Origin of the sequence: Chryseobacterium lathyri, assembly GCF_019970085.1 — a bacterium.
Taxonomy (GTDB): Bacteria; Bacteroidota; Bacteroidia; order Flavobacteriales; family Weeksellaceae; genus Chryseobacterium; species Chryseobacterium lathyri.
This window is the reverse complement of the sequence record NZ_JAHXYG010000002.1, coordinates 189,426-205,182: the sequence shown is the minus strand read 5'-3', so window position 1 is coordinate 205,182 and position 15,757 is coordinate 189,426. Positions and strand designations below refer to the sequence as shown.

At 39.1% G+C, this 15,757-nt stretch carries 11 protein-coding genes; 7 read left to right on the top strand and 4 right to left on the bottom strand.

The genetic code is table 11. The features are described from left to right. Window positions 1-48: 48 nt before the first annotated feature. A complete protein-coding gene (locus LC418_RS06290) occupies window positions 49-891 on the bottom strand; it encodes an alpha/beta hydrolase family protein (RefSeq protein WP_223558470.1) in 843 nt (280 codons plus the stop codon). Window positions 892-1,032: 141 nt separating this feature from the next. On the opposite strand from LC418_RS06290, the gene LC418_RS06285 reads away from it, so the two are divergent. From LC418_RS06285 to LC418_RS06270, 4 genes are all read left to right on the top strand, one after another. Beyond that, the gene (locus tag LC418_RS06285; protein WP_223558469.1) at window positions 1,033-1,806 is read left to right on the top strand and encodes a HipA family kinase; all 774 of its coding nucleotides are present in this window, start codon (window positions 1,033-1,035) and stop codon (window positions 1,804-1,806) included. Beyond that, window positions 1,793-2,176: a DUF3037 domain-containing protein gene (locus tag LC418_RS06280; protein ID WP_111955704.1), complete on the top strand. Its 384-nt coding sequence runs from the start codon at window positions 1,793-1,795 to the stop codon at window positions 2,174-2,176. The genes LC418_RS06285 and LC418_RS06280 overlap by 14 nt, the downstream gene beginning before the upstream one ends. A 23-nt stretch (window positions 2,177-2,199) precedes the next feature. Further along, complete coding sequence (locus LC418_RS06275; RefSeq protein WP_223558468.1) at window positions 2,200-3,222, top strand: alpha/beta hydrolase; 1,023 nt, start codon at window positions 2,200-2,202, stop codon at window positions 3,220-3,222. 206 nt (window positions 3,223-3,428) lie between these two features. Continuing rightward, window positions 3,429-5,270 carry a carbon starvation CstA family protein gene (locus LC418_RS06270; protein WP_223558467.1) on the top strand — a complete coding sequence of 614 codons (1,842 nt, stop codon included), beginning with the start codon at window positions 3,429-3,431 and terminating at the stop codon, window positions 5,268-5,270. A 73-nt stretch (window positions 5,271-5,343) separates the two neighbouring features. On the opposite strand, the gene LC418_RS06265 is transcribed toward LC418_RS06270, so the two are convergent. Continuing rightward, window positions 5,344-8,070 (bottom strand): TonB-dependent receptor plug domain-containing protein, encoded by a 2,727-nt coding sequence (locus LC418_RS06265; RefSeq protein ID WP_223558466.1) that lies wholly within the window; start codon window positions 8,068-8,070, stop codon window positions 5,344-5,346. Between the two features lie 272 nt (window positions 8,071-8,342). Continuing rightward, window positions 8,343-10,673, bottom strand: coding sequence for an ATP-dependent helicase (locus tag LC418_RS06260; RefSeq protein WP_223558465.1), 2,331 nt, complete (start codon window positions 10,671-10,673; stop codon window positions 8,343-8,345). A 295-nt stretch (window positions 10,674-10,968) separates the two neighbouring features. Here LC418_RS06260 and LC418_RS06255 point away from each other — a divergent pair, with 295 nt between their 5' ends. The 3 genes from LC418_RS06255 to secG all read left to right on the top strand — a co-directional run bounded on the left by LC418_RS06255 (window position 10,969) and on the right by secG (window position 14,872). Then, window positions 10,969-12,282 (top strand): M16 family metallopeptidase, encoded by a 1,314-nt coding sequence (locus LC418_RS06255; RefSeq protein ID WP_111955694.1) that lies wholly within the window; start codon window positions 10,969-10,971, stop codon window positions 12,280-12,282. 52 nt (window positions 12,283-12,334) lie between these two features. Continuing rightward, the gene (locus LC418_RS06250; protein WP_223558464.1) at window positions 12,335-14,380 is read left to right on the top strand and encodes a M16 family metallopeptidase; all 2,046 of its coding nucleotides are present in this window, start codon (window positions 12,335-12,337) and stop codon (window positions 14,378-14,380) included. 132 nt (window positions 14,381-14,512) lie between these two features. Then, complete coding sequence (gene secG, locus LC418_RS06245) at window positions 14,513-14,872, top strand: preprotein translocase subunit SecG (protein WP_111955690.1); 360 nt, start codon at window positions 14,513-14,515, stop codon at window positions 14,870-14,872. Between the two features lie 51 nt (window positions 14,873-14,923). Here secG and LC418_RS06240 read toward each other — a convergent pair whose 3' ends face one another. Next, window positions 14,924-15,757, bottom strand: a complete 834-nt coding sequence (locus LC418_RS06240) for a glycosyltransferase family 2 protein (RefSeq protein WP_223558463.1) — start codon at window positions 15,755-15,757, stop codon at window positions 14,924-14,926.

The window sequence follows — 15,757 nt, the reverse complement described above, 5'->3', positions numbered from 1 at the left end:
ATTAATATGTGAAAAACTGATACTCAAATTTCATGCCATATATTAATGTTATTTCATGTTTTTATTAATAAAATCAATGCATTTTTCTGTAACGATATTTAGGTGATGGGGAAGTTTTTTTTCTGTCCACGGTTCTTTTGATCCGAACGTATGATCTGCATTTTCAACCAGGAACAATTCTGAATTCGGATTCAGGATATGAAGATGTTCCGCATTTTTCACACTAACACTTTCGTCCTGGGTTCCGTGAATGATCAGCACATAAGCTTTGGCCATTTCTGTCGCTCTTTCCACATCAAAACGGTGAACATTCTTTTCATAATCTTCATAAAACTGGTAATAGTGAGGCATTTCCTGTTTTGTTCTTCCGTTCAGCACATAATACACACCTTCTTTTTTCCAGTTTTCCAGAGCTCCGTCTTTAGGGAAACGGTCTAAAGTATCTACACTTGCCAGAGTGATAAGTCCGTTGATCCTTTCGTCTTCAAATGTTTTTATAATGGAAATCCCTCCTCCTCTACTGTGCCCGATCAGAATTATTCTCTGGTCGTCTACGTTGGGATCTTTCACAAAATGATCGATTACAACACCGAGGTCCGAAAGCTCTTTTGAATAATTATTATTCCCGAAAGCTTCCAAATCACCAAAATTGTAAGGATCTTCAACAGTAGTTCCGTTATGGGATGAATTAAATTTCACAAAGAAAAAACCCGCTTCAGCAAACTTTTCAGCCATTAGATTCCATGCTCCCCAGTCTTTATACCCTTTATAACCATGAACAAAGATCACTAACGGCAGCTTTCCATTGGTTTCAGGATAAACTGCATCAGCCAGAAAATCCCGGGTTTCTGCATTTTCCAGTTTTATATTAAGGTTTTTTATCAATTCCATATAAAAAATTTGATTACGATTCTTAAACAACAGGGACCAGCAATATTTCCCTTTAATCTAAATGTAATAAAAAAAATTCACCTAGGAAAGTTAACCCCGGAAATGCTTAAATAGTTATCAAAATAACCTTATTTTTGCAGTATGCTGGATTTAAGAACGGTAACCGTCACACGTTACATTCTGCCTTTGAGAGAAGGCGGATCTCTTCCTGCTTTGGCAGAAGCTGATGATAATTTTAAATATGTACTGAAATTCCGGGGTGCAGGCCACGGAGTAAAGATGCTGATCTCCGAACTTTTGGGCGGCAAGATCACGGAGGCTTTGGGACTGAAGATTCCAGAGCTGGTATTTGTAAATCTGGATGCCGATTTTGGAAGAACAGAAGCAGATGAGGAAATTCAGGATTTACTGAAATTTTCAGAAGGCCTGAATTTGGGGCTGCATTATCTTTCGGGTTCCATCACTTATGATCCGGGGGTAAAGATAGATCCTCTTCTGGCTTCAAAAATTGTCTGGCTGGATGCGTTCATTACTAATATTGACCGCACTTTTAAGAATACAAATCTCCTGATGTGGCATAAAGAGCTTTGGGTCATCGATAATGGTGCTTCTTTTTATTTCCATCATTCGTGGCAGAATTTTGATACGGCTGCAAAGACCCCGTTCAAATACGTGAAGGACCATGTACTGCTCCCGAAAGCAAAAATGTTGGATGAAGCCGATCGGTTTGCTCATGAGGTACTGAATGATAAACTGTTCAGGAAAATTGTCAATTTAATTCCTGAGGACTGGCTCCACTGGGATGACGCCGATGAAACTCCTGAAGAGATCCGTGAAATCTACTTCCAGTTCCTGAAAACAAGGTTAGAAAATTCTCAAATCTTTGTAAACGAAGCTAAAAATGCAAGAGGATAAAATATACGAATACGCTGTTATACGCCTGGTACCAAAAGTTGAAAGAGAAGAATTTTTCAATATAGGCCTTGTGATGTTTTCCAAAAAGGAGAAATTCATCCGCGTGGAGTTTTATTTATGTCCCGATAAATTCAAACTCATGCATAGCAAACTGGATTATGATGACGTCATCCAGAATCTTGAAAGCTTTCAAAAAATCGCTAATGGAGATAAGGAAGGTGGTCCTATCGCTCTGATGGATATTCCGGAACGTTTCCGCTGGCTAACCGCTGTAAGAAGTTCTGTGGTTCAGACTTCAAGACCTCATCCGGGAAAATCCAAAGACCTGGAAAAGACGTTTGGTAAACTTTTTGAGGAGTTAGTAAAATAACACTCCACCACAAAAAGTATTCTATGAAATCATCAATAAACAACATATCAATCTACAGGTTTTTCATAAACCTGTTTTTTGTTTTCTCCTTAGGTTTATCTAATTTAAGTTATTCACAAAACCAACATGAATCAAATTCCACAAAAAGCAGTCTTCTGTCGGAAATATCATCAGTCTCAGAAAATATTGTTTATAAAACCAATGCAAAAGGAAATCCTGTTTCACTAGACCTCTATACTCCCAAAACTGTTTCAGACGACAAAATGCCCGTCGTCGTCTATGTACATGGAGGTGCATGGGTAAAAGGCGATAAAACCATCAGAGATGAAAGCTATATTGAAACATTCATTTCAAAGCTCCTGGATAAAAAATATGCGGTAATCAGTATCAATTATACGCTTCTGAATGACAGCATTCATTTCCCGCTTCCTGTAGAAGATACTAAAGATGCAGTAAGATGGGTAAGGAAAAATGCAGCAAAATATAAATTCGACTCGAACAATATTGGCTTTTTTGGGGCTTCATCTGGAGCACATCTCTCAATGCTCGCGGCATATACGCCAGACAACGAGTTTGCCGGAAGCCCGGAACTTTCTTCTTATTCTGCAAAGGTAAATTATGTGGTGGATCATTATGGTCCCTCAGACATGAATAAGCTGCTTCATACCCGACTCGGAAAAGTGCCTGTCTTTTTTTTCGGACTGGCGGCAAAGAAAATCGTAGATCTCAGAACCAATCTTGTAAGAGGATTGTCAGGGTATGATATTAAAAAAGATAAAGCTAAAACAATAGAATACTTTAAAACCATTTCTCCGGTTACTTATGCTTCAGGTGGCGTCCCTACCTTAATCGTCCAGGGAAATAAAGACAAAGTAGTTCCTATGAAACAGTCTAAAAAGCTTCACAGAAAGCTCAAAAGAGAAAACATTCAGAACAGCCTGGTCATCGTAGAAGATGGCATTCATGGTTTCGGAACAACGGATAAGGGCTATATGGACAGCCTTACTGACCAGATGGTGGATTTTATCATTTCTCAAAGAAAATAATACATATATATCCTGAAACAAAACAAAATATAAAATATTATAAATCAATATATTAAATTATAAATATTCATAGCAAACGTAAAAATTGCAAGATTAATATACATTTCATCTTTTTTACTCATAAAATAATTAACTTGGCTTTTATTTAAATTATTCTTAACAAAATATCCAATATTTTAATTATTCACTCCAAAAAAACAGATGATATGGATTTTCTGAATAACACTAATGCGCTCACCCTGATCTTTGTATCAGTACTTGTCTTTGCAATTGCTTATCGCTTTTATGGTATTTTCATTGCCAATAAAGTGCTCAGACTTAATGATAAAAACACTACTCCTGCAGTAGAATTTGCCGACGGTAAAGATTATGTAGCTACCAATAAGAATGTACTTTTCGGCCATCATTTTGCTGCGATTGCTGCTGCCGGCCCTTTGGTTGGGCCCGTACTGGCTGCTCAGTTTGGATATCTGCCCGGTGCATTATGGATCTTAATCGGATGTGTACTTGGCGGAGGCGTACATGATATGGTGGTTTTATTTGCTTCAGTAAGGCATAAAGGACAGAGTCTGGCTACTATTGCCTCCAAAGAAATAGGTAAAGCAACAGGAACGGTTGCTGGCTTTGCTATTTTATTTATCCTTATTCTTACACTGGCTGGTTTGTCACTCGCCTGTATCAATGCGATGCATGAGGCTTCATGGTCTCTTTTTACCGTTGTAATCACTATGCCTATTGCAGTGATCATGGGCCTTATCATGAGATACAGAAAAAACAGTGTTCTTTTTGCCAGTATTTTAGGAGGTATACTTTTGGTGGCAGGCATTATTGGCGGCCATAGTTTGATGCAGAACGCAACAATGAATAATCTGTTTTCGTGGGATATTAAAACCATTTCTATTGCCATTCCATTGTATGGTTTTCTCGCTTCCGTACTGCCTGTATGGCTTCTTCTGGTTCCTCGAGATTATCTTTCGACCTATCTTAAAATAGGAACCATCATTATGCTTGCAGTGGGTGTGATTGTCATTCATCCAACAATTCAAATGCCTGCTCTTACGGAGTTTATAAAAGGTGGTGGTCCTGTTATAGGAGGCCCTGTGCTTCCTTTTATCTTTATAGTCATTGCATGTGGAGCAATTTCCGGTTTTCATGCAGTAATTGCAACAGGGACAACTCCCAAGATGCTTAATAAAGAAAAGGAAATTCTATTTGTAGGTTATGGAGCCATGCTTGTAGAAGGTTTCGTAGCTTTAATGGCTTTGATTGCTGCCTGTACATTAATGCCCGGTGATTATTTCGCCATCAATACTCCGAAGGAATCTTATGATGCTTTCCTTGCTGCACACCCTTCCCTCCATGGTGTAGATATCGATTATTATTCACAGAAAATAGGCATCGAACTTCACGGAAGAACCGGCGGGGCTGTATCTCTAGCCGTGGGAATGGCTCATATTTTTAATAAGATCCCATATATGGACCAGCTGACTGCATACTGGTATAATTTTGCCATTATGTTTGAAGCTGTATTTATTCTTACTGCCATTGATGCAGGAACAAGGGTGGGCCGTTTCTTTTTGCAGGAAATGTTGGGTTCAGTCATTCCAAAATTCAATGATAAAAACTGGGTTCCCGGAATTATTATCAGCAGCCTTTTATTTACTTTTGCCTGGGGCTATCTGGTATTTACGGGGAATGTAAGCAGTATCTGGCCGCTGTTCGGGATCAGTAACCAGCTGTTGGCAGCCTGCGGACTGATTGTCTGTACGACGATGTTGATCCGGATGAAAAGAGGCAAATATGCCCTGTGTTCTGCAATCCCCGGAGTGTTCATGGCTGGAATTACTTTCTGGGCCGGTTATATTCAGGTCACAGCAATCTATCTTCCCAAAGAACAATATCTACTGGCCACTTTAGCAGTTACAGCGATGGTACTGATGCTTATTGTGTTCATTGGGGCTTTTATCAAATGGTACCAGCTTCTGCAGATTAAGACCACCGAGATAGATTATTACGGAGAGCCTGTAAAAGAGCTTGTAGAAAGATAACCAGAATAAAACTAACATAAAAACAAAACCAGTCCGGATATCCCGGACTGGTTTTTTACTAATTATTATTTATTTAAAAATTGAAGTTGAGTCTTGTAAACACATACCTTCCGTTCTGGCCAAACTGGGATGTTGAACGGGAATAGATAAACTGGTCATTGTTGGTAGATGCTGTAAGATTTTTATCGGGATAAATATCAAAAAGATTGTTTACTCCCAATGTAAGCCCTACATTCTTTGTAAACTGATAGGCCAGTGAAAGGTCGGTAATGATTTTATGTCCGATCTGCTGGTGTTCATTGAACCCAATGATCCCGTCACCATTAACATCAATAATATCTGCACCTGTCACTTTTCCGAAATAGGTATTTCTAAGATAGACACTTGCTTTTTTCCAGGCCAGCGTATGCGACAAGCTTGCTTTTACCCTTGGAACCGCTTCTTCCAGATATACTCTGGATTTTTCAGAGAAATAGATTTTCTCAAGATTCGGAGACTGTAGAAGTCCTGAGGAATGAATATCCCCTACTTTCCTGGTCTCACTGATATTGGCGGCAAAGCTGTTATCGAGTTTTAAGCCGGAAAATCTTACGTTATGAGAAATCACAAGGTCTATTCCTTTTGTTTCCGTATCTATAGCATTCGTGAAGAACTGAGCCGCATTAACTCCCTGGGCATCAAAAGCAGCCTGTGCAGCAGCAGGTACATCTGCTCTTAAGAACTGATCCGTAAGAATGATCCTGTTGTTGATTCTTGTAAAATAACCGTCTGCTGTAAAAGTAAGGCTTGCGGAAGGAATCCTGTAAGTAAATCCTACACTGGCAGATTTGGAAGTTTCCTGCTTTAGTTTTGGCATTTCCAGCAATCCTGCAATGTCTGAATCATTGCTGAAGGTTCCTACCTCCAGAAGCTGACTGTTTGTAAACAAAGTAGAGGTTACATTATAATAAATCTGGTGGATGGATGGTGCTCTGAACCCTGTAGAACCTGCCAGTCTTACATTAAAATTGGGAGCCACTCTGATCCTTGAAGCCAGCTTATAATTGAATGTAGATCCGAAATCTGAATAGTTCTCATATCTCGCTGCTGCATCTACCAATAACCAGTTGGTAAAATTGAATTCAACATCTGCATACGCTGCTACCGCCTGTCTATTCTTGTCTACGGCATTGACAGGTTTAAACCCGCTGAAAACCTGTGACCCTCCGGGAAGTGTATTTCCAAAGAAATCCGTACCTCTCGGGCTGGTATTATTCCATATATTTCCTGCCGCATCATAAGTGGTATATGAAGCTTCGTCACCCTGCGTTATTTTAAAGTTTTCATACCGGTGCTCTGCTCCGAAAGCCACATTAATTCCATTCCAGACATCATACTTTTTAGAAAAATCTAAATTGATGGTATTCTGGGAAAATCTTAAACCTCCTGCATCAAACTCATTAGGAGACGCAAAGCGTAAAGATGTATTTCCTGTGTCGCTGATATTATAGGTAAATGAATTCTGTCCGAACGTATTACTCAAATCGATATTCCAGCCGTCCAAGTTCCCTTTGATCCCTGCAGAAAGCGATAAATCCTGGATATCCGTTCCGATTTGCGGCAGATAACCGTCTGAGTACAACCCTGTAAAAGTTCTGCTCTGGTTAGGCCTTCTGTAGAACCCACCTGAGCTTCCGTGCCTGAAACTGTATCCTCCAAACGTATATACTTTCCAGTTGTCATTGATAGGAACTTCAATATTGGCAAAAAGCTGATGATTGTTCAGTTTCGACTGTCCTACCTGCATATTGAAATCTTTTCTGTCCAGTCCTCTGTAAGCCAGCTCCTGATCTGTAACATCTCCTTTTAATAAACCTTGCAAAGCACCGATTGTATTGGCAGTCTGAATCTGATTCTGAAACTGAGGAGAAAAATAGCTTACACCCTGTGCATACTGATGAATATAATTAATAAGCTGCTGCGGATTGGGAACATTGTTAATATTGGAGAAAAGTGAGGAAAGATTCACACCGTCATTTAAAGCACGTTTTTCGATAGCATTATATGCATTATAGATTGCCCCGCTTTCCGTGCCGGCTCTGAAGGTCGGATTTCTGAACTGTGAAGACCATGTGATATTATAAAAACCGCCTTTATTCCCGATCTTATTTCCATAATTAAGGTCTACCTGAATATTTTGTCCGTCAAAGTTTCCGGTATGATCATTGGCTGTCGGAGTTAAATTTCCGCCATAACTTACCTGGCCGGTTAGTTTTCCGATATCCTTTTTCAGTTCAAGATTGATTACCCCTGCGATGGCATCTGATCCATACTGGGCTGAAGCTCCGTCACGCAACACCTCAATCCTGTTTAAAGCAAACGAAGGAATGGAGTTCAAATCGGTTCCTACTGTTCCTCTTCCCGGTGTTCCGTTCACATTGACCAATGCTGAAGTATGCCTTCTTTTTCCATTCACCAAAACCAGCACCTGATCCGGGCCTAATCCTCTCAGCTGGGCAGGGTCTAAATGGTCTGTTCCATCGGAATTGGTTTGAATGGTAGAGGTGAAAGAGGGCGCTATTGCGTTCAAAATCTGTCCTATACTGGATTGCGGAAGGACTACTGATGATTCTTTTATATTGAAGACGTCCACAGGAACCGGGCTGTCTGTTTTGGATCGTGCGCCGGCTCTTGAACCCAGCACCACGACTTCTTCTACATTATTGGTTTTTACGCTGTCTTTTTCTTTTTCCTGCCCGAAAGCATAAGTTCCGAGAAAAAAAAGAACTGAAGCTGATAAAATAGTCTTTTTATTTTTCATACCCTTACATCAATTTATAGTTTATGTTTTTTTGAGTGGCAAATGTAAAACTAATTCATTAGTCTACAAAATTAATAGACTTTAATTTTATGAAAATTTAAGATAGTTCTGGTCTATTGTTCTTTAAATACGAATAACACTAATTTTTCACAAATGTCACCAAGATCACAAAGTACACTCTTGCCATTTGTGTTTGAATAAAAAAAACGGAATCCAAAAATGGAATCCGTTATAAAAATATTATCATCAGCTTCTATGCTGAAAATTGACCGTTATATTTTTGTAAGCTTAGCATATTTCAGGATAAGATTTTTCTCTCCTTCATGTATGAAAATTACTTTGGCCTTAATATTCTGGGGATCTGTACCATCCAGAAAAGAAACTTCTCCTATTCCGAAACGGTCGTGTCTTACCTTGTCTCCTACTTCGATATCCTGTGAAGAAGCTCCACTTGGATTGATAATTTTCGCCGTACTTACCGGCTTCAGTTTTCTGACTTCCGGTGCAGGTTTTGAGCTGTCTCCTTTGTCAATGGTTTTCTTTTCAACCCGTCTAAATGCTTTTTGTTCGGAAGGATGCTCATCAAAAATATTGGATTTTATCCCTGTATTGTTGATGAATCTCTTTTCCAGAGCCGGGTTTAGGAATTCAATATATTCATCATCAATTTCACTTAAGAATCTTGAAGGCTCTGCATCTGTAATTTTTCCCCATTGAAAACGTGAAACGGCATAGGAGAAAAACACCTGTTTTTCAGCTCTTGTCAGTGCCACATAAAATAAACGTCTTTCTTCTTCCAGATCTTCCCTTGTTGCTGAGCTCATAAAGCTCGGGAAAAGGTTTTCCTCAAGACCCACAAGGTGTACTACGGGGAATTCAAGACCTTTGGACAGGTGAATGGTCATTAAAGAAACCATATCTTCATCTGTATTTTTATCCTGAGTATCCGCAGAAAGGGCAATATTTTCAAGGAAATTCGGAAGGCTCGGATCTCCGTCTTCCAGCTGCATCTGCTCTTCAATGAATCCCTGCATAGAGTTCATCAATTCCTGTACGTTCTCTACCCGGGAAATTCCTTCAGGGGTCTGATCATCTTTTAAGAATTTAATCAGTCCACTTCGCTTGGCTACTTCCATAGCAACACTGTAAGCCGTATCGGTTTTCAGCAATACCTGGAAGGCTTTGATCATGGACCAGAAATCATTCAGTTTGGTTAAAACACCGTTGTTTAAGCCCAACTGCGGAGCATACATCGGCAGATTACTCAGTACCTGTGAAATAGTTACATTATGAGAATCTGCAAAAACGATTAGCTTATTCTGTGTGGTTTCTCCAATTCCTCTTGTAGGATAATTGATGATCCTCATCAGTGCCTCCGAGTCATTTTCATTAACCAGAAGACGCAGATAGGCAATAAGATCTTTCACCTCCTTTCTCTGGTAGAAAGAAAGCCCTCCGTAAACCTTGTACGGGATATTTTTACGTCTCAGCGCGTCTTCAAATGCTCTGGTCTGTGAATTGGTCCTGTATAAAATTGCAAAATCACTGTACTTTCTCTGGTCGGTGTTTCTGAGTTCCCAGATGTTTCCGGCTACAAAATTCGCTTCATCAGCATCGGAAAGGGAACGGTATATTTTGATCTTATCCCCTTCTTCATTATCACTGAAAACATTCTTCTTGAACTGCTGTAAGTTTTTCGCAATGACAACGTTGGCCGCATTCACAATATTCTGGGTTGAACGGTAATTCTGCTCCAGGGAAACGGTTATCGCATCAGGATAATCTTTCTTAAAATTCAAGATGTTATAAATGTTTGCGCCACGGAAAGAATAAATGGACTGGGCATCATCCCCTACCACGCAGATATTTTCAAATTTTGAAGCCAGCGCTTTTACAATAAGATATTGGGAATGGTTGGTATCCTGGTACTCATCTACCATGATATACCTGAACCTGTCCTGATATTTGGCCAGCACTTCCGGAAAACGGGTCAGTAATTCATTGGTCTTTAGCAGTAAGTCATCAAAATCCATCGCCCCGTTCTTGAAACATGCTTCCACATACTTCTGGTAGATCTTCCCGATGAATTTCATATTGGCTTTTTCATCAGCTTCCATCAGTTCCGGATTGTTGAAATAAGCTTTTACCGTAATCAGATTGTTTTTGTATGTTGAAATTCTTGCCTGGACTTTTTTAGGTTTATAAAGATCGGCATCGATATTCATGTCTTTGAGTACTTTTCTGATAACATTTAAGGCATCCTGCTGATCATAGATCGTAAAATTGGAAGGATATCCGAGGTAATGCCCTTCAATTCTCAGGATTCTTGCAAAAACAGAGTGAAAAGTTCCCATCCATAAACTTCTTGCATTGCTGTCTCCCACTACTTTCGCAATACGGTCTTTCATTTCGCGAGCCGCTTTGTTAGTAAAGGTTAATGCCAGGATGTTGAAAGGGTCAATTCCGTTGTGGATCAGGTGGGCAATACGCATGGTAAGCACACGTGTCTTTCCGGAACCTGCGCCAGCAAGCACCATCAAAGGTCCCTGTAGAGAGGTAACGGCTTCATATTGTGATTCATTGAGTCCTTTCAGATAATCCATACTGCAAAAAAATTTGGGAACACAAAATTAATGTATTCAAAGGACAATTCAAATTATGAGTTTAATTTAAAGAAAGTAAAAAATTGAATCGGGGTTTTCTTCGGCATCAGAGCAGTTTTAATTGTTAGGGTTTTTCACACCAACTATTTTTCGTTCCGTATAAATTATATTCTTGTTGACAAAACTGTGGATTTATAAAGTTTTACAAATAAATTAAAAAATTAAAAAAAGTGGAGTAATTATGTAACAAATACTCTGTTTTCTCTACTAATCTATCCAAAACAATTTCTACTTTATGAAAAAGCGACTTCTTTCTGTGGCAGCAGCATCTTTCTTCGGAATGGTACTGAATGCACAGCAAATTAAATTTGAAGAGTATGACCTGCCAAACGGCCTTCACGTAATTCTTCATCAGGACAATTCTGCACCGGTAGTCACTACTGGGGTAATGTACCATGTAGGTGCGAAGGATGAAGTAAAGGGAAGAACAGGTTTTGCCCATTTCTTTGAACATCTTTTATTTGAAGGAACACCCAACATCAAAAGAGGGGACTGGTTCAAGATCGTTTCTTCAAACGGAGGTCAAAATAATGCGAACACGACGAATGACCGAACGTATTATTATGAGACTTTCCCGTCCAACAACGAGCAGCTTGGTCTTTGGATGGAAGCTGAAAGAATGCGTCACGCTGTCATTAACCAGGTGGGAGTAGATACTCAGAGAGAGGTTGTAAAAGAGGAGAAAAGATTAAGAATGGACAACCAGCCTTATGGAAACCTTTTCCCTACCATTCAGAAGAATTTATTTACGAATCACCCGTACAACTGGCCTACAATTGGTTCTATGGAAGATCTTAACTCTGCAAAACTGGAAGAGTTCCAGGCATTCTATAAAAAATATTATGTTCCGAACAATGCTACATTGGTAGTTGCAGGAGACATCAAGCCTGAGCAGACTAAAAAATGGATTCAGGAATATTACGGAGGAATTCAGAAAGGAACGCTTTATCCAAAAGATTTTCCGAAAGACGCTCCTATCACTCAGGAAAAAGAGGTAACGGCTACAGATCCGAACATTCAGCTCCCTGCCTATATTTTTGCTTACAGAACTCCGGCTAATAAAGAAAAAGATGCCTATGTTCTTGATATGCTTTCATCTTATCTGAGCAATGGTAAGTCTTCAGTTTTATACAAAAAATTAGTTGACCAGGATAAAAAAGCGCTTGCTGTAGAGGCCTTCAATCAAGGACTTGAAGATTACAGTATTTTCGCATTCTTCGCAATCCCGATGGGGCAGACCACAAAGCAGACTTTACAGTCTGATATTGATGCAGAAATCAAAAAACTGCAGACAGGCCTGATCTCCGAGGAAGATTATCAGAAGCTTCAGAACCAGTATGAGAATCAGTTCGTAAATGCCAACTCAAGTATTCAGGGAATTGCAGCTTCATTGGCAACCAATCATGTTCTGATGGGTAATACCAACCTGATCAATAAGGAAATCGACATTTACAGATCGATCACGAGACAGGATCTGCAGAATGCGGCTAAAAAGTATCTGAATTCTAATCAAAGAGTAATCATTAATTACGTTCCTGAAAAAAAGTAATCATTTAAAACTCAGGTTTGAAATATGATTATTAAAAATTAAATTTTTACAAATGAAAAAGCAATTAACATATATAGCTGCAGCGTTTTTATTCGCAGGAACGGTTTCAGCACAAAAAATTGACCTTAATGCAATGCCGAAACCGGGACCTACTCCTGCGATCAACATTGCAAAACCAAAAACTTTCCAGCTAAGCAATGGTCTTACGGTAATGGTTGTGGAAAACAATAAATTACCAAGAGTAAACACTACTCTTTCTATGGACAGACCGCCTTTCCTCGAAGGAAGCGTAACCGGAGTAAGCTCTATCATGGCTGAGCAGTTTGAAAACGGAACAACCAATCTGAGCAAAGAGGATTTTAATAAAAAAGTAGATTATCTGGGAGCTAACTTAAGCTTTTCTTCCAGCGGTGCTTTTGCCAACTCTCTTTCAAAATATTTCCCTGAGGTATTGGGTTTAATGGCCGATGCAATTATTAATCCTAAATTTTCTGCGGAAGAAATTCAAAATTCAAAAGAAAGAGCTGTAGAAGGATTGAAAGCTGAAGAGAAAAATGCTTCTTCTATCGCTTCTAAAGTTTCCAATGCATTAATGTATGGTAAAAATACAGCCAGAGGTGAATTTGAAACCGTGGAAACGATCAACAAGATCCAGTTAGCTGACGTACAAAACGTTTATAAAAAATATTACGCTCCTGACAATGCTTATTTAGTGATTGTAGGTGATGTAAAATTTGACAAGGTAAAATCACTGGTAGAAAAAGCTTTCAGCGGATGGAAAAAGGCCAACACACCGGCAACTGCACTGGAACCGGCTTCCAATCTTGCTAAAACAGAGATTAATGTAGTAGATGTTCCTTCGGCTGTACAGTCTGTGGTTTCGGTGAATAACCTGAACAATCTTAAAATGAAAGATCCGAATTATTTTGCTGCTACAATGGCCAATTATATCTTAGGCGGAGGCGGTGAAGCGAGACTTTTCATGAACCTTCGTGAAAAGAACGGATTCACTTATGGTGCCTATTCTAGTATGAATGCCGGTAAATATTCTTCTGATTTCTCTGCTGATGCCAGTGTAAGAAATGAGGTTACGGATAAAGCAGTTAAGGAATTTATGAATGAGCTTAATGCTATTTCTACCGTAAAGCCCGAAGAACTGGAAAATGCCAAGGCTAAGCTGAAAGGATCTTTCATCATGTCTCTGGAAAAGCCGGAAACAATTGCAAAATTTGCTTTAAACCAAAAGGTTCAGGATCTGCCTTCTGATTTCTATACCAATTATTTAAAGTCAATTGATAAAGTAACTGCTGCAGATATTTCCAATGCTGTAAAAGCTACTATTTTACCAAACCAAAGCAGAATTTTCATAGCCGGTAAGGCTTCTGATATTTCTGAAGGGCTTGAAAAACTGGGTTATCCTGTAAAATATTACGATAAAGAAGCCAATCCGGTAGCAAAGCCGACTGCACAAAAAGCTGATACCAGTGTAAGTGTCGCTTCTATTGCTGATAAATACATCAATGCAATAGGAGGAAAAGCAAATCTCGCAAAGATCTCTTCCTACACAATGAACGCTTCGATGTCTATGCAGGGACAGAATATTGATTTTAAAATCATAAAAGCTCAGGGTGGAAAGGAACTGACATCAGTTACTGCTATGGGACAGGTTGTTCAGAAGCAGGTTTTTGATGGAAAACAGGGATATTCTGAGCAAATGGGACAGAAAGCTCCTATGAAACCTGAACAGATTGCTGAAAAACAGAAAAATACTGAGCTGTTTGAAGAATTGGGTTTCGCAAAATCTTCAGATTACAAAGTAGCTGGAATTGAAAAAATCGGCGGTGAAGATTCCTACGCTGTAAAAGGTAACAATGTAACGTATTACTATAGTGTAGCTACGGGATTGAAAACAGGAGAAACCAGAACTGCGAAAGCGCAGGGGCAGGAAGTAACCATCCCTACCACTTTCTCTAATTACAAGGATGTAAATGGTGTGAAAATGCCATATACGATCTCAATAAATCAAATGGGCATGGACATGGTTATGAATGTAAAATCTTACGAAGTGAACCAGGCTAAAGATTCTGATTTTAAATAAAGAATAGTCTTTTTTATAGAAAAAACGGCAGCTGACGCTGCCGTTTTTATTTTTAATAACATTTACCCTTATCTTCTTTGCCATTCGGTAAAAAAAGATTAAATTTGCCCATTCAAAAAGATATCAGAATTAATGGATACTATATTTACACTATTGATGGTTCTTGTTATGATTGCCAGCATCTTATTGGTAATCATCGTTATGGCTCAAAATCCTAAAGGAGGAGGCCTTTCCAGTACTTTCGGAGGTGCATCACCTGCACAGTTCGGAGTACAGAGAACCAATGATTTCATGGAAAAAGCAACATGGACTCTGGGCGCAGTAATCATCGTTCTTATCCTTATAAGCGTTGTGATCACAGGTAAGCCTACAACAGCAGCTCCTACACAGCAGCAGCCAGTGAAGAAAGAAACTACAGCTCCGGCTAAGCAGTCTGCTCCAGCAGCTACTACCACTACTCCGGCTCAGACACCTGTAGCTCCGGCAAAATAATAACAGATTTATCTTACATATAACAAAAGCAGTTCAATTTGAACTGCTTTTTTATTTTAACTTGATCTTCTCGATCTTGTGACGAAGCCTTAGTCCTGCTTTTAAGAATGAATACTGCATAGGCTTAGATTCTCTGTAATATTTATCAATAAAGATCTGCATAGCTCCATAAAACCGGTCAAGATACACCTCATCTTTAATAGTGCTCTCTCCTTTATGATGGAGAAGGGAAGCCTTTCCATAATAATAGTTTTTATAACCGTTTCTCAACAGCGTATAGCACAGATCAATGTCTTCCCCGTACATAAAATATGTTTCATCCAGCCCACCAATTTTTTCGTAAACCTCCTTTCTGATCAATAAAAAAGCTCCGGTAACCACATCTGCTTCTGCAACTGCAGTTTCATCAATATCACTTCTGTAATAGGATTTTGAATTGCTTCTTTTAAAGTTCGTAAACAGTTTTTCAAAAGAATTGAACATATCCGGTACTGAGCGTTTACTTTCAGGCAGAAAGTTCCCCTCTGCATCATGCATTCTTATTCCAAGACATCCGAAATCCAGCTTAGAATCAGCAAAATCAAGAATATCTTTCATATAATATCCTTCCAGTTCGGTATCCGGATTTAAAAGAAGAACATATTCTCCAGCTGCTGTTTTTATCGCTTTGTTATTGGCAACAGCAAAACCTTCATTATGCTCAGAAGATATAAAATGTACCTTGGGAAATTCTGGAATAAGATCTCCCCAGGACGTATCTGTTGATGCATTATCTATAACAATTACCTCATAATCCTCTCCTTCTGTATATTTCTGAACAGACAAAAGGCAATTTCTCAGCAGCCTGGTTACATTATAATTGACAATGATTATCGACAGCTTCAT

Coding starts and splice junctions, on each gene's coding strand:
- LC418_RS06290 (WP_223558470.1), bottom strand. CDS start 891: ATGGAATTGATAAAAAACCTTAATATAAAACTGGAAAATGCAGAAACC.
- LC418_RS06285 (WP_223558469.1), top strand. CDS start 1,033: ATGCTGGATTTAAGAACGGTAACCGTCACACGTTACATTCTGCCTTTG.
- LC418_RS06280 (WP_111955704.1), top strand. CDS start 1,793: ATGCAAGAGGATAAAATATACGAATACGCTGTTATACGCCTGGTACCA.
- LC418_RS06275 (WP_223558468.1), top strand. CDS start 2,200: ATGAAATCATCAATAAACAACATATCAATCTACAGGTTTTTCATAAAC.
- LC418_RS06270 (WP_223558467.1), top strand. CDS start 3,429: ATGGATTTTCTGAATAACACTAATGCGCTCACCCTGATCTTTGTATCA.
- LC418_RS06265 (WP_223558466.1), bottom strand. CDS start 8,070: ATGAAAAATAAAAAGACTATTTTATCAGCTTCAGTTCTTTTTTTTCTC.
- LC418_RS06260 (WP_223558465.1), bottom strand. CDS start 10,673: ATGGATTATCTGAAAGGACTCAATGAATCACAATATGAAGCCGTTACC.
- LC418_RS06255 (WP_111955694.1), top strand. CDS start 10,969: ATGAAAAAGCGACTTCTTTCTGTGGCAGCAGCATCTTTCTTCGGAATG.
- LC418_RS06250 (WP_223558464.1), top strand. CDS start 12,335: ATGAAAAAGCAATTAACATATATAGCTGCAGCGTTTTTATTCGCAGGA.
- secG (WP_111955690.1), top strand. CDS start 14,513: ATGGATACTATATTTACACTATTGATGGTTCTTGTTATGATTGCCAGC.
- LC418_RS06240 (WP_223558463.1), bottom strand. CDS start 15,757: ATGAAGCTGTCGATAATCATTGTCAATTATAATGTAACCAGGCTGCTG.